This is a genomic window from Paenibacillus sp. GM2FR (genome assembly GCF_002803325.1).
In the GTDB taxonomy this organism is placed as follows: Bacteria; Bacillota; Bacilli; order Paenibacillales; family Paenibacillaceae; genus Paenibacillus_AQ; species Paenibacillus_AQ lautus.
The window spans coordinates 4,219,303-4,240,129 of record NZ_MKZM01000008.1; the positions used below are offsets into that span (position 1 = coordinate 4,219,303).

At 49.7% G+C, this 20,827-nt stretch carries 22 protein-coding genes; 8 read left to right on the forward strand and 14 right to left on the reverse strand.

Annotated features, from left to right (window positions below):
• Window positions 1-166: 166 nt before the first annotated feature.
• Window positions 167-706 (reverse strand): peroxiredoxin, encoded by a 540-nt coding sequence (locus PAEVO_RS19105; RefSeq protein WP_009593058.1) that lies wholly within the window; start codon window positions 704-706, stop codon window positions 167-169.
• A gap of 174 nt (window positions 707-880) precedes the next feature.
• Window positions 881-1,957 (reverse strand): 3-isopropylmalate dehydrogenase, encoded by a 1,077-nt coding sequence (gene leuB / locus PAEVO_RS19110; RefSeq protein WP_100538970.1) that lies wholly within the window; start codon window positions 1,955-1,957, stop codon window positions 881-883.
• Window positions 1,958-2,128: 171 nt separating this feature from the next.
• Between leuB and PAEVO_RS33525 the strand changes: the two genes are divergently transcribed.
• Window positions 2,129-2,428 (forward strand): hypothetical protein, encoded by a 300-nt coding sequence (locus PAEVO_RS33525; RefSeq protein WP_133120334.1) that lies wholly within the window; start codon window positions 2,129-2,131, stop codon window positions 2,426-2,428.
• Between the two features lie 519 nt (window positions 2,429-2,947).
• A complete protein-coding gene (locus PAEVO_RS19125; protein ID WP_100538972.1) occupies window positions 2,948-3,928 on the forward strand; it encodes an aldo/keto reductase in 981 nt (326 codons plus the stop codon).
• 254 nt (window positions 3,929-4,182) lie between these two features.
• On the opposite strand, the gene PAEVO_RS19130 is transcribed toward PAEVO_RS19125, so the two are convergent.
• The 4 genes from PAEVO_RS19130 to ilvB form a co-directional block, all read right to left on the reverse strand.
• On the reverse strand, window positions 4,183-5,721 hold the full coding sequence (locus PAEVO_RS19130) for a 2-isopropylmalate synthase (RefSeq protein ID WP_100538973.1): 1,539 nt from the start codon (window positions 5,719-5,721) through the stop codon (window positions 4,183-4,185).
• Window positions 5,722-5,889: 168 nt separating this feature from the next.
• The gene (ilvC, locus tag PAEVO_RS19135; protein ID WP_036639716.1) at window positions 5,890-6,882 is read right to left on the reverse strand and encodes a ketol-acid reductoisomerase; all 993 of its coding nucleotides are present in this window, start codon (window positions 6,880-6,882) and stop codon (window positions 5,890-5,892) included.
• 167 nt (window positions 6,883-7,049) lie between these two features.
• Complete coding sequence (ilvN, locus tag PAEVO_RS19140) at window positions 7,050-7,535, reverse strand: acetolactate synthase small subunit (RefSeq protein WP_071222673.1); 486 nt, start codon at window positions 7,533-7,535, stop codon at window positions 7,050-7,052.
• Window position 7,536: 1 nt separating this feature from the next.
• Window positions 7,537-9,279: a biosynthetic-type acetolactate synthase large subunit gene (gene ilvB, locus PAEVO_RS19145; protein ID WP_100538974.1), complete on the reverse strand. Its 1,743-nt coding sequence runs from the start codon at window positions 9,277-9,279 to the stop codon at window positions 7,537-7,539.
• Window positions 9,280-9,877: 598 nt separating this feature from the next.
• Here ilvB and PAEVO_RS19150 point away from each other — a divergent pair.
• Entirely contained in the window at window positions 9,878-10,327 is a 450-nt protein-coding gene (locus PAEVO_RS19150) for a GNAT family N-acetyltransferase (protein WP_100538975.1), read from the forward strand.
• On the opposite strand, the gene PAEVO_RS19155 is transcribed toward PAEVO_RS19150, so the two are convergent.
• From PAEVO_RS19155 to PAEVO_RS19175, 5 genes are all read right to left on the reverse strand, one after another.
• Window positions 10,328-10,669: a hypothetical protein gene (locus PAEVO_RS19155; RefSeq protein ID WP_100538976.1), complete on the reverse strand. Its 342-nt coding sequence runs from the start codon at window positions 10,667-10,669 to the stop codon at window positions 10,328-10,330.
• Between the two features lie 204 nt (window positions 10,670-10,873).
• Window positions 10,874-11,233: a 50S ribosomal protein L20 gene (rplT, locus tag PAEVO_RS19160; protein WP_071222669.1), complete on the reverse strand. Its 360-nt coding sequence runs from the start codon at window positions 11,231-11,233 to the stop codon at window positions 10,874-10,876.
• A 30-nt stretch (window positions 11,234-11,263) separates the two neighbouring features.
• Entirely contained in the window at window positions 11,264-11,464 is a 201-nt protein-coding gene (rpmI, locus tag PAEVO_RS19165) for a 50S ribosomal protein L35 (RefSeq protein ID WP_007127239.1), read from the reverse strand.
• A gap of 26 nt (window positions 11,465-11,490) precedes the next feature.
• A complete protein-coding gene (gene infC, locus PAEVO_RS19170; protein ID WP_071222668.1) occupies window positions 11,491-11,985 on the reverse strand; it encodes a translation initiation factor IF-3 in 495 nt (164 codons plus the stop codon).
• Between the two features lie 280 nt (window positions 11,986-12,265).
• A complete protein-coding gene (locus PAEVO_RS19175; RefSeq protein ID WP_009589322.1) occupies window positions 12,266-13,504 on the reverse strand; it encodes a glycosyltransferase family 2 protein in 1,239 nt (412 codons plus the stop codon).
• 666 nt (window positions 13,505-14,170) lie between these two features.
• Here PAEVO_RS19175 and PAEVO_RS19180 point away from each other — a divergent pair.
• The gene (locus PAEVO_RS19180) at window positions 14,171-15,298 is read left to right on the forward strand and encodes an MGDG synthase family glycosyltransferase (RefSeq protein WP_100538977.1); all 1,128 of its coding nucleotides are present in this window, start codon (window positions 14,171-14,173) and stop codon (window positions 15,296-15,298) included.
• A gap of 117 nt (window positions 15,299-15,415) precedes the next feature.
• Here PAEVO_RS19180 and trmB read toward each other — a convergent pair whose 3' ends face one another.
• Together trmB and PAEVO_RS19190 are read right to left on the reverse strand one after the other, a co-directional pair.
• The gene (trmB, locus tag PAEVO_RS19185; RefSeq protein ID WP_100538978.1) at window positions 15,416-16,129 is read right to left on the reverse strand and encodes a tRNA (guanosine(46)-N7)-methyltransferase TrmB; all 714 of its coding nucleotides are present in this window, start codon (window positions 16,127-16,129) and stop codon (window positions 15,416-15,418) included.
• A gap of 191 nt (window positions 16,130-16,320) precedes the next feature.
• A complete protein-coding gene (locus PAEVO_RS19190; RefSeq protein WP_100538979.1) occupies window positions 16,321-16,503 on the reverse strand; it encodes a hypothetical protein in 183 nt (60 codons plus the stop codon).
• A 311-nt stretch (window positions 16,504-16,814) separates the two neighbouring features.
• Here PAEVO_RS19190 and mnmL point away from each other — a divergent pair, with 311 nt between their 5' ends.
• The 4 genes from mnmL (at window position 16,815) to PAEVO_RS19210 (ending at window position 20,438) form a co-directional block, all read left to right on the forward strand.
• Window positions 16,815-17,768, forward strand: coding sequence for a tRNA modification radical SAM protein MnmL/YtqA (gene mnmL / locus PAEVO_RS19195; protein WP_100538980.1), 954 nt, complete (start codon window positions 16,815-16,817; stop codon window positions 17,766-17,768).
• Window positions 17,768-18,358, forward strand: coding sequence for a tRNA 5-(aminomethyl)-2-thiouridylate-methyltransferase MnmM (mnmM, locus tag PAEVO_RS19200; protein WP_100538981.1), 591 nt, complete (start codon window positions 17,768-17,770; stop codon window positions 18,356-18,358). Before mnmL ends, mnmM begins: the two co-directional genes overlap by 1 nt.
• Window positions 18,359-18,435: 77 nt before the next feature.
• Window positions 18,436-19,404, forward strand: coding sequence for a type I phosphomannose isomerase catalytic subunit (locus tag PAEVO_RS19205; RefSeq protein ID WP_100539515.1), 969 nt, complete (start codon window positions 18,436-18,438; stop codon window positions 19,402-19,404).
• Window positions 19,405-19,460: 56 nt separating this feature from the next.
• Entirely contained in the window at window positions 19,461-20,438 is a 978-nt protein-coding gene (locus PAEVO_RS19210) for an alpha/beta hydrolase (protein ID WP_100538982.1), read from the forward strand.
• A gap of 145 nt (window positions 20,439-20,583) precedes the next feature.
• On the opposite strand, the gene PAEVO_RS33530 is transcribed toward PAEVO_RS19210, so the two are convergent.
• On the reverse strand, window positions 20,584-20,766 hold the full coding sequence (locus tag PAEVO_RS33530; protein WP_133120335.1) for a hypothetical protein: 183 nt from the start codon (window positions 20,764-20,766) through the stop codon (window positions 20,584-20,586).
• Between the last annotated feature and the right edge of the window lie 61 nt (window positions 20,767-20,827).

Here is a 20,827-nt window from a genome sequence, read left to right on the forward strand (position 1 = left end):
CATAAGTCTGTAAGCCTATATATTTAATTATATATCAACGCAGAATGCGGTTCTCTAAACAAGAGTCTTCCCCTATTTCATCCAATAAAATCAGAGGTGAAAAAACCCCCATTACCTGCACATAATGTCAGATAATGAGGGTTGCCTTCACTTTAACGAAATGGAATTACAGGTTGCTGTCGCCTGGTTTCCAGTTCATAGCGCACAATCCGCCGGATTGAAGTGCTTGAAGAACGCGAAGCGTTTCTTCTACACTGCGGCCTACGTCGTTATGGTTAACCACTTGATATTTCAATTCGCCTTCTGGATCGATGATGTACAAGCCGCGCAGAGCAACGCCTTCTTCTTCGATCAGAACACCGTAGTCTCTTGCTACATTTTTGGTGATGTCGGAAGCCAGCGGGAAGTTCAATGCTCCCAGACCATTCGCTTCTTTAGCTGTGTTGATCCAAGCTTTGTGGCTGTGGATAGAGTCAACACTTACACCCAGAATTTCAGTATCCAATGCTTTGAATTGATCGTAAGCATCGCTGAGAGCCGTGATTTCAGTTGGACATACAAATGTGAAATCAAGCGGATAGAAGAAGAATACGAGCCATTTGCCGCGGTAGTCGGACAGGCTTACTTTACCAAAATCTTTACCGTCACCTGATACAGTTTCCATTGTGAAATCAGGAGCCGCTTTACCAACCAAACGTTCTGCCATGATTGAATTCCTCCTTAACATATGTAAGAAAATACGTGTATTTTCTACATGCTATGTTCCTATGAACATTTAATAGAAATGTTATCATTGAGGCTAATCAAAGTCAAGATTGTAGACGTTACTTTATTATAATTATTATAAATAAGGATTTTTTTTGAACGAACGCTTCCTTTATTAACGGATAGCCGCGGCGATCAAATCGCCCATTTCCGTCGTGCTGAGCGCTTTGCTCTTATCCACGGCAATGTCTGCTGTCCGGTGTCCGGCATCAAGCACCTCGGCAACTGCGAGTTCAATAGCGTCTGCCGCATCCTCGTAGCCAAACGTGAGGCGGTACATCAGCGCTACGGAAAGAATCGTTGCGATTGGATTCGCCAAGCCTTGGCCGGCAATGTCCGGTGCCGAACCGTGTACCGGCTCGTACAGACCGAAAGCCCCTTCGCCCATGGATGCGGATGCCAGCATCCCGATGGAACCTGTCAGCATGGCTGCTTCATCGCTTAGAATGTCGCCGAACATGTTCTCGGTTACGATCACGTCAAAGCTGGACGGACGGCGCAGAAGCTGCATCGCGCAATTGTCTACCAGCACATGCTCCAGTTCCACGTCCGGATATTCAGGAGCGATGCGGTTTACCGTTTCGCGCCACAAGCGGGACGTTTCCAGCACGTTCGCTTTATCGACGGAAGCCAGCTTCTTCCGACGCTTCTGTGCAATCTCGAAGGCTTGATGGACGATGCGCTCTACCTCCGCCGTGTTGTATACGCAGGTATCTACCGCTTCTTCTCCACCAGCGCCTTCACGTCTGAACTTCTCACCGAAGTATATGCCTCCTGTCAGCTCACGAACGACCATCAGGTCGGTGCCTTCCAGAACTTCAGGCTTCAATGTGGACGCATCCTTCAAGCAATCGAAAATGACAGCCGGACGCAGGTTGGAGAACAGGCCAAGCTCTTTACGGATGCCAAGCAATCCCGTTTCCGGGCGAAGCTCCTTCGAATTGTTGTCCCATTTCGGTCCGCCCACCGCACCAAGCAATACGGCATCGGCACTTTTACATACATTCAACGTTTCTTCTGGCAGCGGCGTCCCTTTCTCGTCAATGGCAATGCCGCCAAACAGGGCATGTTCCGTCGTAAATGAATATCCGAACACCTCTTCGGTACGTTTTATGATCTTCTCCGCTTCCGCCACTACTTCAGGACCGATACCGTCTCCGGCAATTACCGCGATTTTTTTCGTTTCTGCCATTCTTCGTCACTCCTTATTTATCTATACACTGGTCGTATTTAATCATCTAGTTACTGTTGTAACATACTTCCCCCTCGATTGACCAAGATATAGAAACTATGAACTTAATTCGTTTTGCCTATAAGTAGGGGGAATGTGATCAGGGAGATGACAGCGTGAAGAGTTGTGCAGATGCTCGAAGAGTTAATATCGCGAGAGCGACTTAATATCGAGAGCGGCTTTAATGAGAGCAGCTTTATGCAAGAGCTTCGAAGAGTTAATGTGGGTGGCTCCGATTACGTATCGTTCCTCCAATCGCTGTTGTCGCCGAATTTCTTGGATTGCAATGTTGCGGTTGAAATTCGGCTCCAAAGGCGACCGCTTCGCTTTTCCGGAATCGATTCGTCCTCTCCGTGCTTCGAAGCCGAACGGATTAGCAGGCTCAACGGAGAAGAGCAAATCTCCCCGACCACAAGGGTGGTGGGAGTTTGAAGAGCCGCCCTATGCATAAGCATGGGGCGGCTCTTCAAGGTAACATCTTGTTGGGAGCTTGGTTACTCCTAGACTTTCTTTTTGCTGGTTGTTTCTTGCTTCTTACTTCTTACTTCTTACTTCTTACTTCTTGAGCTTTGATGCTTGCTCCTGCTACTTTTGATCATCCATCCATCTCCCGCTTCTGCCTTTAACTGGCCAACCAGAAAAGAGAGAATGTATATTACAGGTCTGCTTGTTGGAACAACTCGTTACGATCAGGTACGTGAATGGGATGCTTCTTCTGGAAATCGTTGAACAGTCTTTCCCGGAGCGTAATAACTGTCCCTGCCCTTCATGCTTTCGTCCGACAAGATGCTCTGGAAGAATTTGCTGTTGTAGAGCGAGGTTTCATAGCCCTGATAAACCTCATCACTGCTCCAGAACTCTTCACGCCGTTAGTTACATTTTTCTGCCAATACGCTACAATAGGGGTGAATTTGTCTTATACCCTAAACGACCAAGGAGTGATCATCGATTATGAAGTACGCAGCTCTAGGTAAATCCGGTATGAAAGTAAGTCGTCTGTGTCTGGGGACAATGAATTTCGGTCCTGCTACGGATGAAAAGGAAGCCTTCCGCATCATGGATGCAGCGCTTGACGCTGGCGTCAATTTCTTCGATACGGCGAACATCTACGGCTGGGGCGAGAACTCCGGCCTGACCGAAACCATCATCGGACGCTGGTTTAACCAAGGCGGGGGGCGCCGCGAGAAAGTCGTTTTGGCTACCAAATTCTACGGCTCCATGAGCGATCCTCTGGATGGTCCCAACAATGAAGCCGGGCTGTCGAGCTATAAACTTCGCCGTCATCTCGAAGCTTCGCTGAAGCGTCTGCAGACCGACCATATCGAGCTGTACCAAATGCATCACGTCGATCCTTCCGTCACTTGGGACGAGCTGTGGGGCGCTTTTGAGGTTGCGGTTCATCAAGGAAAAATCGGATATGTCGGATCCAGCAACTTTGCCGGCTGGCAGATTGCGGTTGCGCAGGCCGCGGCCCAGAGCCGTCACTTCCTCGGTCTCGTTTCCGAGCAGCATAAATACAGCCTGACCTGCCGATTGCCGGAACTCGAAGTGCTCCCCGCTTCGCAGCAGCTCGGACTCGGCGTTATTCCATGGAGCCCGCTGGACGGGGGACTGCTGGGACGCAATGCGCTTAAAAAAATCGAGGGCTCGCGCAGCGGAGGAAACGCGGAGCGCGTGGAGAAGCACCGCTCGCAGTTGGAACAGTTCGCCTCACTCTGCCAAGAGCTCGGCGAACCGCAGGACAACGTCGCCCTTGCTTGGGTGCTTAAGAACCCGGCGGTTACGGGACCGATTATCGGGCCACGCACGCTGGAGCAATTCGAAAGCTCCCTGCGCTCGCTTGAGATCGAACTCGATGAATCCGTAATGAAGCGTCTGGATGAAATTTTCCCGGGTCCGGGCGGCGCCGCTCCGCAGGCCTATGCCTGGTAAAAATAAGGATACCGCTTCAACGACCGAATGAAACGCTGTCTTATCTCGTTGATCAGCTGCATCAAACAGGTATCGGCACACTGCTATGAGAGCTAAAGGCTCGGTGCTAGTATCTGATACAAGCATTCACGGCTGGCCAACAGCATCATAAAATAAATAAAAGAGGAGCCGCTTCAACAGTGGCCCCTCTTTTTCATGGTATGCTCCTTCAGCGCTCACGCTGCAAGCAGAGCTTCCATCACACCAAGTATGGATTACAGTGTAGCGCGCTCGCGCCGGCTAAACGTTTTGCGTTTCTCGATCAGCACATTAACCGCATCCACGTAAGCTCTTGCGCTCGCTTCCAGGATGTCGGTGCTCAAGCCGCGGCCTTGCGCCGCCACGTCGTTCTGCGACAGCACCACATGCACTTCGCCTTGAGCATCCTTGCCGTGCGTAACCGATTTGATCGAATAATCCGCAAGCGTAACTTCTTCGCCGGTCACCTTGTCGATCGCGTTATAGATCGCGTCCACGGAACCGTTGCCCTCAGCCTCTTCCTCAATCGTCTGATCCACGGTCGCAATGCGAACCCGCGCCGTCGGCGTTGATTCATTGCCGTAAGCAACAAAGATCGTTTCCAGCTTGAACACTTCCGGCGTATCGATCAGTTTCTCTTCCAACAAAGCCAGCAGATCCTCATCGGATACTTCCTTCTTCTTGTCAGCCAGCACCTTGAATTTGGCGAATGCATCATTCACCTGTTCTTCGCTCAGCTCGTAACCCAGATCCAGCAGCTTCTCACGGAAAGCATGACGGCCGGAGTGCTTGCCTAACACCAGCTTGCTTTCTTTGAGCCCAATGGACTCCGGCGTCATAATTTCGTAGGTCGTCTTCTCTTTCAGCATGCCGTCCTGATGAATGCCGGATTCATGAGCGAATGCGTTCGCGCCGACAATCGCTTTGTTGCCAGGCACAACCATACCGGTCAGCTTGCTCACAAGGCGGCTCGTGCGGGCGATTTCGGTCAAGACCAGCCCCGTCTTCGCTCCGAAGAATTCGGAGCGCGTCTCGAGCGCCATTGCAATTTCCTCGATGGCGGTATTGCCTGCACGTTCACCGATTCCGTTGATCGTGCCTTCGATCTGATCGGCCCCGTTCAGAATGGCAGCAAGGGTATTCGCCGTCGCCATGCCCAGATCGTTATGGCAGTGCGCACTCAGCTGCACCTTCTCGATATCCGGAACATTTTCCTTCAAGTATTTGAAGATGGCCCCGTATTCCGAAGGGTTCAAGTAACCCACGGTATCCGGAATGTTCACGACATTGGCGCCTTCGCGCACAGCCATGCCGACGACCTCGGCCATGAAGTCAAGCTCTGTCCGGCCGGCATCCTCCAAGGAAAACTCCACTTTGGAAAAGTATTTCTTTGCATAACGGATCGAGGCCTGCGCCGTTTCCAGCACCTGCTCCTTCTCCATCCGCAGCTTGAACTTGCGGTGAATCGGGGAAGTCGCCAGGAACACGTGTATGCATGGATCCTGTGCTCCCTGAAGCGCTTCGCGAACCGCATCAATGTCACTCTCTCTGGAACGAGACAATCCAATGACCGTGACGTCTTTAACCGCTCGTGCCACTGCGTTCACAGCAGCAAGGTCACCGGGTGACGCCGCTGGAAACCCTGCTTCCATGCGGTCGATTTTCAACTTTTCGAGTTGAAGGGCGATCTCCACCTTTTCCCGAGTGTTCAAATTCACGCCAGGAGACTGCTCTCCATCTCTCAGCGTTGTATCAAAGACATAAATCTTTCGCATGTCGGCACCTCCTTGAAGTTTATCGCTTGACGTAAACATCCGGCGGCAGGTTGATTTCATCCCCTGCCGCCGGCTGCTTAATCTAACGGGTCCCATGCAGCAGCACCATCTTATCTCATGCTTGACTGCTCTATACCCGGAAGAATTCCTTATGAATTCTATATATTCTTATTTCTTGATCCAATGCATCATTTCGCGAAGCTCCGCACCAACCACTTCAATCGGATGCTCGGACTCGTTACGGCGGGTAGCTGTCAGGAAAGCACGTCCCGATTGATTCTCAAGGATAAAGTCGCGAGCGAATTTACCTTGTTGAATATCGGAGAGGACTTCTTTCATTGCCTTCTTCGTATCTTCGGTTACCACGCGCGGGCCTGTTACATAGTCGCCGTACTCCGCCGTGTTGCTGATGGAGTCGCGCATGCTTGCAAGACCACCTTCATAGATCATGTCCACGATCAATTTCAGCTCATGCAGGCACTCGAAGTATGCCATTTCCGGCGCGTATCCAGCTTCAGTCAATGTTTCAAAACCGGCTTTGACCAATGCGGATACACCGCCGCACAATACCGCTTGCTCACCGAACAAGTCGGTTTCGGTTTCTTCGCGGAAGGAAGTTTCGATAACGCCTGCACGAGTACAACCGATACCTTTAGCATAAGCAAGACCGATCGCCTTAGCTTGTCCAGTTGCATCTTTCTCGATTGCAATCAATCCAGGTACGCCAAAGCCTTCAACATACGTACGGCGAACCATGTGACCTGGGGATTTAGGCGCAACCAGAAGGACGTCGTTGTCTTTAGGAGCTACGATTTGACCAAAATGAACGTTGAAACCGTGGGAGAACATCAGTGCCGCGCCTTTTTTCAGGTTTGGCTCGATATCGTTCTTGTACACCGATGCTTGTGTTTCGTCCGGCATCAGGATTTGTACCACATCTGCACGGCTAACGGCTTCAGCTACAGGAAGCACTTCGAAACCATCATTTTTCGCTTTGTCGAACGACTTGCCTTCACGAAGGCCAATGACAACCTGAAGTCCGCTGTCACGCAGGTTTTGCGCTTGAGCATGACCTTGGCTTCCATAACCGATAACCGCGATTGTTTTGTCTTTCAACACGCTGAGTTCTGCATCTTGTTCATAATAAGTAGTAATTGCCATTTGTATAAGTCCTCCTTTGATTTTAAAGACCCTTCATGATGAGCGGGTATCTCAATAGACCGAATCCATTCTCGATCTGCTGAGACACCCGCTCATGACATGCAGGTGTCTAACGCTGATATTAGCTATAATTTGTGATCCCGGTTCAAGACAATCGTATAAAATAATTACGCATTACCGCGAATCATCGCGGTAACCCCGGTACGGGAAAGCTCCTGGATGCCATACGGCTTAAGCAGCTCGATCATGGCATCGATTTTGACGGTATCGCCAACAACCTGAACCATCAGGTTGGCTGTGCCGATATCCACGACGGATGCACGGAAAGTCTCGACAACGCCCATAATTTCCGGTCTGGCCGAAGGCTCGGCTTTTACTTTGATCAGGGCGAGCTCTCTGGCTACCATCGGTTTCGAGCTCAGGTTGATGACTTTAATGACATCGATCAGCTTGTAAAGCTGCTTCTCCACCTGTTCCAGCGTCGTTTCATCACCCGTGGTTACGATAACCATCCGGGACAGGCCGGATTCCTCCGACTGCCCCACGGTAATGCTCTCGATGTTAAAGCCCCTGCGTCCGAATAACCCGGATACGCGCTGCAGGACACCCGGCTGGTCGTTCACTAGTACGGCAATGGTATGTTTTGTACTCATCTTACGCATCCCCCATCAGCATTTGATCGATTGTCGACCCTTGCGTCACCATCGGATACACGTTCTCGCCTTTCTCTACAACGAATTCAACGAGGACGGGTCCCGGTGTTTCCATCGCTTCGGCCCAAGCACGCTGTGCTTCTTCTTTCGTGGTGGCACGAAGTCCTTTGACACCGTAGGCTTCAGCCAGCTTGACGAAATCAGGGCTGCCTGCCAGATCGATGTGGCTGTAACGGTTATCGTAAATCAGCTCCTGCCATTGACGAACCATGCCAAGCACCTGGTTGTTGATGACAACGATTTTTACCGGAATGTTGTTGATGGCACAGATGGCAAGTTCTTGCGAACACATCTGCATGCCGCCGTCCCCGTTGATCGAAATGACCAGGCGATCCGGATGGGCCATCTGGGCACCAATCGCGGACGGGAATCCGAAGCCCATCGTTCCAAGACCGCCGGAGGTGATCCAGGAACGCGGCTGGTTGAACTTGTAATACTGAGCGGACCACATTTGGTGCTGGCCAACGTCAGTCGTTACAATCGCTTCACCCTTCGTTGTGTCGTTCAGCATTTCGATAACCCATTGCGGCTTCAGCACCGTATCCGAATCAACGTAACGGAATGGGTATTCGGCTTTCCATTTTCTGATCTGGTCTCTCCAGGCATCTGCTTTCGCAGCGTATGGAACGAGCGGATTCAGCATCTCAAGCACGGTCTTCACATCGCCGACAATCGGGATATCGGTTGGCACGTTCTTGCCGATCTCTGCCGGGTCGATGTCGATATGAACGATCTTCGCATGTGGCGCGAATCCGTCCAGCTTGCCTGTAACCCTGTCATCGAATCTCGCCCCGATGTTGATCAGCAGGTCCGACTGCTGAATACCATGGTTCGAGGTGTAGGTTCCGTGCATGCCCGGCATTCCTGTCCACAAGTCATGACCGCTCGGGAAGGCACCCAGACCCAGAAGCGTTGTCGTGATCGGAATCCCGGATTTATTCACGAATTCGTACAGACCTTCATGAGCTCCGGAGTAAATCACGCCGCCGCCGGCAAGAATCATAGGACGCTCGGCTTCCTCAATCGCACGGGCCAATTTATCCAACTGAAGTTTGTTTGGTACCGTCCGAGGATTATATCCTCTCAGTTGAATTCGTTCTTCCGGCTGGAACAGCGTGGTTGCCGCGGATACATCCTTCGGAATATCGATCAGTACCGGACCTTTGCGGCCGGTAGAAGCAATATGGAAGGCTTCGTGAATCACCCTTGGCAGATCCTTTACATCTCTTACCAGATAACTGTGTTTCGTAATCGGCATCGTGATGCCCGTAATGTCCGCTTCCTGGAAAGCGTCCGTACCGATCAGGGTTGTTGCAACGTTACCGGTTATCACAACGAGCGGAACGGAATCCATATAAGCTGTTGCGATACCGGTCACAAGGTTTGTTGCCCCCGGTCCTGAAGTCGCTATGCACACACCGACTTTGCCGCTTGCGCGAGCGTAACCGTCAGCTGCATGAATGGCACCTTGTTCGTGACGGGTCAAGACGTGATTGAAATCCTCAAAGCCATACATGGCATCGTAGATGTACAGGACCGCTCCGCCCGGATACCCAAAGACGCATTCGACACCTTCGAGCAGAAGACTCCGAAGCAAGATTTCCGATCCGGTAATCACTTCAGGCTTCAACCATTTCTCTCGTAATTGTTCTGTAGACCGCACTTCTGGAGTTTGCGCGCTCATCAGTCATCCTCCTCTCAAATATTGGCACTCTTCCTTCAAGCAACAAAAAAACCTTCCGTCGCCACACCCGGAGTATCTCCGTGTGAGGGACGAAAGGTTTAGCTTCCGTGGTACCACCCATGTTTGCCCTACACTTCGCAGTGTAAAGCCTCAGCAGGTATGAAGAACACAATGAACACAGCTCTTCAATATCTGCAGTCCGTAACGTGGACTAAGACGATTCCCCCTAATAAACGCTGTTACGACTTAATGCGATAAAGTCATAGCGTAGCATCTTTCAGGGAAACAGCTCCGAGGTGAGCTCGTATAAAAGGGGTTTTGGTGGTGGTTTCAGCTGATCCATCCACTCTCTGAGCAAAAGAGCCCTTTAAACTTCGTCCTCATCATTGCCGATTGGATATATTCGTTAAAATGTTTAGAAACATTATATGATTCATTCATTCCAGAAGTCAACACATTTATTTTACTTCCGATGAAAGGTTTTCATTCACAATTGGAGCAATCCCTTCTCCTCCTTGATGCAAAACACGCTCTTAAACCCTGCTACATATGATAAATGGAGCTATCCTTAATAGCGGTGAAGGGAGGAAACAACACGATGATCCGCTATCGAACACCGGAGCTGGATGATCCGATGATTCTACAACTCATTGAGTCCCAACTCGTCCCGCTTTCCCATATGACCAAAAAAGAGCTGGACATCATCCGCAAGGATATTCCCTCTCGATTACGACGCGGCGTGACCCTTGTTGCTTCGCCTCAGGATAACGATAAAATCATTGCCTTTATCCATTTTATGATGCACGGCGAACTGCTGTATATCGATATGCTGGCCGTCGCATCCACCGCACAGCGAAGACGGTGGGGTGTCCGATTGATGGAACATGCCGAACGTTTCGCTGTATCCCGCGGATGCAAACGCGCCAAGGTTATGGTGGATATTGGCAACCATACCGGACTTAACTTTTACCGAAAGCTTGGCTATACGGTGACAAGAATGATCGAACCCAGCCGATGTTATGAGTTGGAGAAGATCTGGTTCCTCTAATTACCAGAAGAAGCCTGGTCCGAAACCAGGTCCAAAGCCCGGCCCGAAGCCGCCATACCCCGGTCCGAAGCCGCCGTATCCTCCCGGATACCCACCGAATCCGCCACCATAGCCTCCACCGAACGCATAAGGTGCCGTCCCAATGGCAAGAAGGTCAAACAATGCGAGCGGAATAATCGCCTTGGTCTTCACCTTTTTCCCCTTGGTTGCCGGTTCTACAAAAAGGCGGTTGCCGGAAACGCGTACCAGCTTGCCTGCCACCATGGTCCCGTCCTTCTTATACGCTACGATCTGTTTGCCCACATATGATTTCACTTTTGCCCTGCTGACAGGCTTGTGCATAAGATCCCTCCTCAGGTAATATACATTTCAATCTATTCCGGAAGGAGTTCACTTGCTTGTTTCATGGCCCTTACGATGGCTAAAGATAGGTAAAAAACTCCTCATGCCCATCATTCAGCGCTTACGATGCCAATGTATGACGGACAGGAGCGCAAAATAAAAAAACCGCCGTAATATTACGGCGGTTTCTTCATACACGTATAATTAAGCGTTCACTTTTTCTTTAGCTACAGTAGCCAAAGAATTAAACGCGTTCAGATCATTCACAGCCAGATCAGCCAGCATTTTACGGTTAATGTCCACGCCAGCAAGCTTCAGACCATGCATCAATTTGCTGTAAGACAGACCGTTTTGACGAGCAGCCGCGTTGATACGAACGATCCACAATTTACGGAAATTACGTTTCGTAGTACGACGATCCCGGTATGCATAAACGAGGGATTTCATGACCTGCTCGTTCGCTGTTTTAAAAATGCGGTGTTTGGAACCGAAATAACCTTTCGCAAGCTTCAATACTTTTTTATGTCGACGACGAACGACAAATCCGCCTTTAACTCGTGCCATATCAAAAGACCTCCCAATAATTGTTGTTTACTATTTCAAGTTAGCCAGACCTTGCTTCAAACGTTTAACATCTCCAGGCGCCATAACTGGGCTATTGGACAATACGCGCTTCGCACGCTTGGATTTGTGGGAAAGCAAGTGGTTTTTGTAAGCTTTATAACGTTTAACTTTACCAGTACCAGTAATCTTGAAGCGGCCTTTCAGGCTGCTATGTGTTTTCATTTTAGGCATTGTAGTACTTCCTCCTCTAATTTCTCTTAGGCTTTTGGAGCCAAAATCATAATCATGCTTCGGCCTTCCAATTTCGGTTGACGTTCAATGACACAGAGATCGGCCACTTCCACCTTCACGCGCTCCAAAATCTTTTGACCAATGTTAGCATGGGTGATTTCACGACCACGGAAACGCACAGAGCATTTCACTTTGTCGCCGTCTTTCAAAAACTTAACGACATTGCGAAGCTTGGTTTGATAATCATGCTCCTCAATGTTGGCTCGGAACCATACTTCTTTGATATCCACAATTTTCTGGTTCTTACGTGCTTCCTTCTCTTTCTTCTGCTGCTCATAGCGGAATTTACCGTAGTCCATGATGCGGCATACCGGCGGTTTCGCCTGAGGGGCCACGTTCACCAGATCCAGATTGAGATCAATTGCCATTTGCAGTGCTTCACGAATCGGCTTGATCCCGATTTGCTCACCTTCGGCACCAACCAAACGTACTTCCTTGGCCCGAATCTCGTCATTGATCATATGTTCCTTACTGATAGTCCTCCACCTCCAAATTACTTGTTGTTCCTGTTTGCAAAAAAAATAAAGGGATGACGGGTTAATCACCGACATCCCTATTTGATACTCATCTCACAAATGAAGTTAAATCCATTCATTGATTTCGTGATCAAACCAGCCAACACATGTCGGTCAGGTGAGAAGCGGCGCTTCTGCTTGCAATCAGATATTCTGTTTAACAGACTAGGATAGTATAACAGGTCATCCTATCTTCTGTCAACACAGATGGAATAAAAAAATTGGATCAGCCTTGTTTGCTTTGAACTTCTTCAAGACGCACAACCCGGGTATGCTCCGTATGGCTCCACTGCTTGTTGTTCTGCGTGAAGAACGCATACACCGTGATGGGATACCACGACAGCAGGTAAATCGGGAACAGCACCAGATACATGTACACCTTCTTGTACTTCACCTTCTCCAGAATCATCGCGATCATGAACGTGAACACATTCGCCGCGATCGCTGTAAAGCTCAGCCATAGCGGTAAATAACCGTACAGGTTCGCGATATTCGGACCATTGAAGAATGAGCTGTCCACCCAGATGATGGCCGTCAACAAGAAAGTCAGCAGCACGATGTAAACGTTGACTCCGTACAAGGCCAAATCCAGCTTCACAAGGCTGCGTTCTTTAATGGCACGCCACAGCAGCGGGAAGAAATAACGGCGGGCAACCGTAAAGTGACCCTGCATCCAGCGCAGGCGTTGTCTGGCCGAAGCCTTAAACGTAAGCGGCTTTTCGTCAAATACCTTCGCGTCATAGTTGAACTTCGGATACACCCCGCGCATAACGCTGCGCATCGTGAACTCCAAGTCCTCAACCAGACTGGTTGCGCCCCAGCCGATCTCCTTCAAGAGATTGGTCTCAAAGCACATTCCCGTACCGCCAAGGAAGTTCGCCATGTTCAGATTGCTGCGGGAAAGCTGCCACAAGCGGTTGATATACCAGTAAGACACCCCATAAGAAGCAGTGATCCAGGAATCCTCAGGGTTCTTGGTATCGATATATCCCTGGATAACTCTCGCTCCAGAGCAAAGATCATTGTTCATTTCGTTCAAGAAATTCGGATCCGCCAGATTATCGGCGTCAAACATGACGACCGCGTCGTACTGCCGCGGCATCGCCCAGAGCTCTTTCAGCATCCATTCGATGGCATAACCTTTGCCTCGGAGATTCTGATTCGTACGCACGCATGCGTTCATCCCGTGGGCACGGACGATCTCTGCTGTACGGTCTGTACAGTTGTCACAGATGACAAATACGTCGTACAGATGTTTTGGATAATTAAGCTGTTTCAGGTTCTCCATTAATGCCCCGACAACCTGTTCTTCGTTATGCGCAGCAACTAACACTGCAAATGATTTATTGGGTTCGAACTGTTGTTTCTTTTTTCTTTTGACCAGACCAAACAAAGAGAATACGAACTGGTACACACCCACCGCGGCCAAGAATAGTTGGAGCGCGATAAAGATGGCGTCTGTCATGATTCTCCGTTACCCCCTTTTTATAACCCGAGAATGTTTGTTATTTTTTTCTCTCTAAGTTTTTCGCTTTTTTTGTTGTTGCTATGACCCTGTGACTTGTGTCTGTCCTTCTAGTAGCCTCGGTGCCGCGGGGCAACTTTGCACGTCATACACGATTTTCCACACTTTTGAATCTTTTGTCAAAACCGTGGAATGCTCTAATTTACGGAAAAACTTCGTAAAAGAGCTCAGCTTGCAATCCCGTTTGCCAGCAAGCTTCGTTTCAAACGGCTTTAGTTCTTATTTTCATCCGTTTTCTTGCTTTTTATTTCTCTTGGCTGCCCATTTTTTCTTTTTCGACTTGTCCGTTAATAAATAAACGCAACAGACACCCAAAAAGTTTTCGTTTTTTCAATGCTCTTTCTCTAATAAACTTTTTGATGTCCGTTTGAATCATTGTAGCGGCATCTCATACTCAAGTCAAAAGACCACGGACCCTGATTTTCTACAAAATGCGCGCCGCTGACTAACTCCTTAAGTAGCAAGGTGCCAGCGAGCAGCTTGCCGAATAAAGTTTCCGCTTCCGGGACCAAAGTCCCTGAAACACAAGCGGAGAATGGTTGATTTCTTTTCCCAAAGTCGATATGTTAAAGTTAAAGAATAACGCTGCAGAACGGGTGAAAAGTAGTGGCTAAAAAAAGAGTCTTGCTGTTATCTGAAGGGTTCGGTGCAGGCCATACACAGGCCGCTCATGCACTCTCCAGCAGCCTGCGCCAGTTATCGCCTAGCGTACAGACCAAAGTTCTCGAGCTCGGGAGCTTCTTGAACCCTAAAATCGCTCCACTGATCATTTCGGCCTACAGAAAGACGATTACAACTCGCCCACGATTGGTCGGGTACATGTATCGCCATCAAAAGTCCTTTAACCGCTTTACGGCTTTAGCTCTTCACCGAATGTTCTACACAAGCACCAAAAACGTGGTTAGACAGCTCAAACCCGACATCATTGTGTGTACCCACTTTATACCAAGTGCGGTCATCTCGCGTTTGAAACGGCTGGGCATTGATGTGCCTCTGTGTACCGTTATAACCGATTATGATGCTCACGATACATGGATTAGTCCTGAGGTCGACCGATATTTCGTGTCCACGCCGGAAGTGAAGCGAAAACTGCTCAATCGCGGGGTGTCGCAAGCCAAAATTCAGGTCACCGGCATTCCGATCCATCCCGACTTCTGGACGCATCCGAGCAAGAAGGAAATCAGGGAACGATTTCATCTGTCCGATATGCCTACCGTGCTTGTGATGGGCGGAGGCTGGGGCATCATGAATGACGAAGTTGTGCATGAATTTTTGACCCGATGGCGGGAAGAAGTACAGATTATATTTTGCCTCGGCAATAACGACAAGGGACGCGAGGAGATGGAGAACAATCCTCGGTTCCAGCATCCGAACATCCGGATTTTGGGTTTTACGCGCGAGATCGACAAGCTGATGGAGGTGTCGGATCTGCTCGTTACGAAGCCTGGCGGCATGACATGCACCGAAGGCCTTGCCAAAGGAATCCCGATGCTGTTCCATCAACCTCTTCCGGGGCAGGAAGAAGAGAATTGCCAATACTTTACGGCGCAGGGATTGGGTGAGCCTATCCACTCGCTGGAGGTTATTGGCAGCTGGATGAACAAACTGCTTCATCAATACGACGTAATCCAACAGCAACGGGCGCAAAATTTGCGAGACATCGAACGATTCCATCCGATGCAAAGCGCACGCAGCATCATCGATATGCTGGAAAACGAAAAGGTGTACTCCTGAAGAGGAGCACACCTTTTTTTGCGTCGTTTTTCGCGAACATGTCATCGCAGTTGATAGATTTCCTACTATTATAATAGATGCAAACGCTATCATTGGGAAAACGCTAGTGTACGGACGTTATTTACCGTATTTTTCAAGGCGGTTCTTATGGTAGGAAGCAAGTGCTTCCTTGCCGACAATAGCCTCGCAGCGATGAATCTGCATACCTTGACCGACGAATTTGGTCTCGTATTCTGTCATTACGTGTTCTTCGTTCAATCCGTCACGATGCAGATCCAGCGAAATGTTCGTCATTTGCAAGCCATAATCGGCAAATGCATTCAGGGAGAACTCAAAGAGTGTAACCGAATCGGTCTTGAAATGAATTTCCCCGCGCTCGTTCAGGATCTGGGAATACTTGTCCAAAAAACGCGGATGCGTCAAACGACGGCGGGCATGCTTCGATTTTGGCCACGGATCACTAAAGTTCAAATATAAACGTTCGATCTCGCCGGGTTCAAAAACCTGCTCGACGTTCTCGATATTAAACAGCGCCAGCTTCAAATTCGGCGGGGTATCGATACCGTCCTGAGCCCAGACATTGCGTCCCTTTTCGCTTGCACGGCGAATCAGCTCGTCGTACATGTCCACCCCGATAAAATTCACTTGCTGATGCTTGTAACTCATCTGGCTGATAAATTGGCCCTTGCCCATGCCGAATTCAACATGAATCGGAAGGTCATTGCCAAATAATGAAGCCCATTTTCCTCTATATTGACCGGGGTCCAAAACGACCAGGTCTTCCTGCTGCTCCAGATTTTCCCGTATACCTTTTCTTCCGCGTAAACGCATGTCATACCTCCGAAACTTTCCAAGTAAATTTAGAATGATATCCCGATACTGCATTTATTGTGACGAAGTTAATCCCAAAAGTAAAGAGCCCCATAGAAAAAGGAACCTATGCTCTGCTTAACGCAAAGGATTTAGGTTCCTCTTTCTTATATTTGGAATTGGGGTTCCGCGATGGTTAAACTGTGAATAATCTACCTTTCTTCCGACGCAAAATCAAACGTCTTCTCAAAGGCGGCCCGAATCTTGCGACGTGCCGAAGCCTTCACATCCTGGTTGGAGTTAAACTCCACGCCGGTAAGGGCTAAAGCTTCGTTCGGGGTAAGCTCCACAGCGATTTTGTCTCTACTCTCATTCTTTACTGTCGATGAATTCATTCGTAATCACCTCACGGTATTATTGTATCCATGACGTCACACAAATATGAATCCTATCCGATATATACCCATGCCAAAATTGCTTGAATCATATATTTATTTTTCTATTTTAAATATACCAATTATATGCAATTCATTCAAGTAACAACATTTTAATTAGGCTTGAAGACCTGCATATAACGCAAAGTTTTATTTTTTGTTACAATGGACATATCTGCTTAAGTAAAGGTTAAGTCAAACATGTATACTTGGAGGCACGGCTATAGGCTGTCTGTCTCTATTCATCTTATGCGGCTATAAAAGGAGCACACATGAGTACACCACTTAAACCCGCCCCAACGTTATGGGGCGACAAACGATTTCATACATGGAATTACGAAATGCGCAGCCAATTCGAGGAAAAAGTATTCAAGGTTATGCTGGATGCGGGCTTTACGTGCCCGAACCGCGACGGCACGATTGCCAAGGGGGGGTGCACCTTCTGCAGCGCCCGCGGCTCCGGTGATTTTGCCGGACGGCGTCGGGATGATCTTGTTACCCAGTTCAACACCATTCGTGACCGGCAGCACCAGAAGTGGCCGAGCGCCAAGTACATCGGTTATTTCCAAGCCTATACCAATACCTATGCTCCGGTCGAAGAGCTTCGGGAATACTATGAAGTCATTCTCCAGCAGCCGGGTGTTGTCGGCTTATCGATCGCGACACGCCCCGATTGCCTGCCTGACGACGTCGTGGAATACTTGGCGGAGCTGAATGAGCGAACCTATCTCTGGGTGGAAATGGGCCTGCAAACGATCCATGATTCCACCTCCGAGCTGATCAACCGTGCCCATGATACCGAATGTTATCTGGAAGCGGTCGAAAAGCTGCGCAAGCATAACATCCGTGTCTGCACACACATCATTTATGGCCTTCCGCAAGAGGACCATGACATGATGCTCGCCACCGGCCGAGCGGTCTCCAAGATGGATGTGCAGGGAATCAAGATCCACCTGCTGCACCTCATGCGCAAGACGCCGATGGTGAAACAATATGAGGCCGGGCTGCTGCGGTTCCTGGAGCAGGACGAATACATCAGCCTTATCGCAGACAGCCTGGAGCTCTTGCCCCCGGATATGATTGTTCATCGTCTGACCGGAGACGCTCCACGGGATCTCTTGATCGGCCCGACGTGGAGTCTCAAGAAATGGGAAGTGCTTAACGGCATTGACGCCGAGCTTAAACGCCGGGATACATGGCAGGGTAAATTGTGGGGGGGATCCTGATGGGCTTCCTCTCGGTTTTGAGTTTTGCCCACAAACTCGTGTCCGAAAGGCTGCGGCCTGGAGACATTGCGCTGGATGCGACGGCCGGAACCGGGGCCGATACGCTGTATCTAGCCAAATGCACAGGCTCAAAGGGCAAAGTGTACGCTTTTGATATTCAGGAACAGGCGCTGCAGCTGACTCGTGATAGGCTGGACAAGGAACCCCCAGACACCCTTGCAGAGGTTACTTTTCACCATCAGAGCCATGCGCTTATGGGAGAATGCGTACCTGAGCGCGAGCATGGCCGCATGGGTGCGATCATGTTCAATCTCGGTTACCTTCCGTCAGATTCATCGGATAAACGGATCATGACGGAAACCGCCAGCACACTGACGGCTCTGGAGGCTGCCATCGAGCTGCTCCGCCCCGGCGGCATTATCACCATCGTGCTGTATCCAGGCCACAAGGGCGGCGATGCCGAAGCGGACGCCGTGTTGGCCTGGGCGGCGGAATTGCCCCAGCACAAAGTGCAAACGATATTATATCGTGGTCTTCAGCGTTCCGAAGCGCCATATCTCATTGCACTGGAACGGAAGAAGCCGATATGATATAAGTTCTAGGAGAGGTGCCGCACTTTACAACATCCATAGCATATTCCAAACATGATGAAAGGTAGATGATTACCATGACAAAACCATATCCATTGTTGTTCCAACCCGAATTTAAAGAACGTGTGTGGGGTGGCCGTGCCCTGGAGCAATTCGGCTTGGATATTCCTGAAGGACATATCGGAGAAGGCTGGATGATCGCCGACCATCCGAACGGTACAACCAGCATTGTGAACGGTGAACTTGCCGGCCGCGGTCTTGATCAGGTTCGGGAGCAATTCGGACGGGAGTGGTTTGGCAGCAAAGGATTCTCCGAGGTTAACGGACGTTTTCCGCTGCTGATCAAGCTGCTTGACTGCAATGACAACCTCTCCGTTCAGGTCCATCCGACCGATGACTATGAGGGGCTTCCGAAAGGCGAGCTGGGCAAGACTGAAATGTGGTATGTGCTGGATGCGAAGCCGGACGCCAAAATCATATACGGTCTGAAAGAAGGCGTCAGCCGCGAGACTTTGAAAGAGGCCATGGAAAACGGCACGGTTATGGACCAGCTGCAAGAAGTGTCCGTAAAAGCCGGAGATACATTCTACATACCTGCCGGTACGGTACATGCGCTGTGTGCGGGCGTTGTCGTGGCGGAAATTCAGCAAAATTCGGATACCACCTACCGGATTTTTGATTATAATCGACCAGGGCTGGACGGTAAGCCGCGCGAGCTTCATATTGAGGACTCCTTAAACGTGACGGCCTATGAAGGATCGGGCGCAACTACCATGAGCACGGAGGGAACCGCTCCTGGAGAATGGCTTGAGCTTGCCAAATCTCCTTATTTTGTAGTTGAAAAAGGCGTTGTTAACGGTGCCTGGTCCTTGTCCACTTCAGTTGAAAGCTTCACGATCGTGGTGGTATGCGATGGTCAAGGAACCCTCAGCTGGGATAACGGCTCCATCGATTATACCTCCGGACAATGCTTCCTGCTGCCAGCTAACCTGGGTGCATATACATTGGATGGGCAATCTACGGTTCTTCGTTCCTATCTTCCTTAAACAGGGTATAAATAATTGAAATAACCATTCGTTTTTGTGGAGGTGTTAGGCCTGTAATGCAAACCGACACGTTTACGATGCTGAATACGCAGGGCATGCATGTTTTTGTATATCAATGGCTGCCCGAGCCGGACCACCCTATTCGTGCCATCGTGCAAATTGCGCATGGCATGTGCGAAACCGGCATACGATACGAGGAGCTTGCCGAGTTGCTTACAGCACACGGCTACGCCGTGTACTGCAACGACCATCGGGGTCATGGACAAACGTCCGGCCTTACGCTTCTCGGCGATGCCGGGGAGAATGGATTCGAAGGGATGATTGAAGACCTGCTGCTTCTTGCTTCCGAGCTTAAAAAGCGCCATGGGGATGTTCCACATTACTTGATGGGTCACAGCATGGGATCTTTTTTGACCCAAAAGATCATGTGTTCGAACGGCCGATTATTCGACGGATTCATGCTGTCCGGGACCAACGGTCCCCAGAGACTGCTAGCGTTCGGTTTGAATCTGGCAGCGGCCCAAATGCGCCTCCAAGGAAACACGCACCGGAGTCTGATGCTGAACGCCATCGTGTTCGGCCCTTACAACAAAGGTTTCGGTCCTATTCGCACTCCATTTGATTGGTTATCCCGGGATGAAGCGGAAGTGGATAAGTATATCAACGACCCCTACTGCGGTCAGGTATGCAGCGCTCGTTTCTTCCATGATTTCTTCAAGCTGCTGTCCCAGATTCATAAACCTCAACTGATGGAATGCCTTCTAAAGGATAAGCCGGTCTATATTTTCTCGGGCGAGGATGATCCGGTCGGACACCGCGGTAAAGGCGTACGACGGTTGATCGAATTGTACCGGAAACATGGCATTCAGGATCTTGAATACCGTTTGTATCCCGGCGGCCGCCACGAAATGCTGCATGAAATCAACCGGGATGAAGTAGCGGCACATGTTCTCGACTGGCTCGAACGGCACACAGCGGGATCGCATGAGACAGCAGACACCGCAAGAATCGAAACGGATGATGTAAAAGAATGATGCAGGACGAATTAAAAAGGGGGTGTCCCAAAAGGTCAATTGACCTTTTTGGGACACCCCCTCTGTCTGTTGTATGACGCTTTTTTTTAATCAGACAAGCTATCCGTCAAGTAAGTAAACCTACTTAACGCGACAGCCCAGCTTCTTACTCTTCTTCGTTCGGCGTGCGGTCGATGATCAACTGCGTGACCTCGGTGTACTCGCCATGCGCTACTTCATCCTCCGTAGCCTCTTCGCGCAGATCGTCATTGGTTTCCATGCCCGGCGCAATGCTGGGCTCGTCCTGCGGATGCTGTTCCCGCCCCTTCTGTTTCCCGTTCATAAACATCCCCTCCTCATCGGTTGATGCGATTAGAATACCGATCCCAAGGGTGTTTTATTCCGGAACG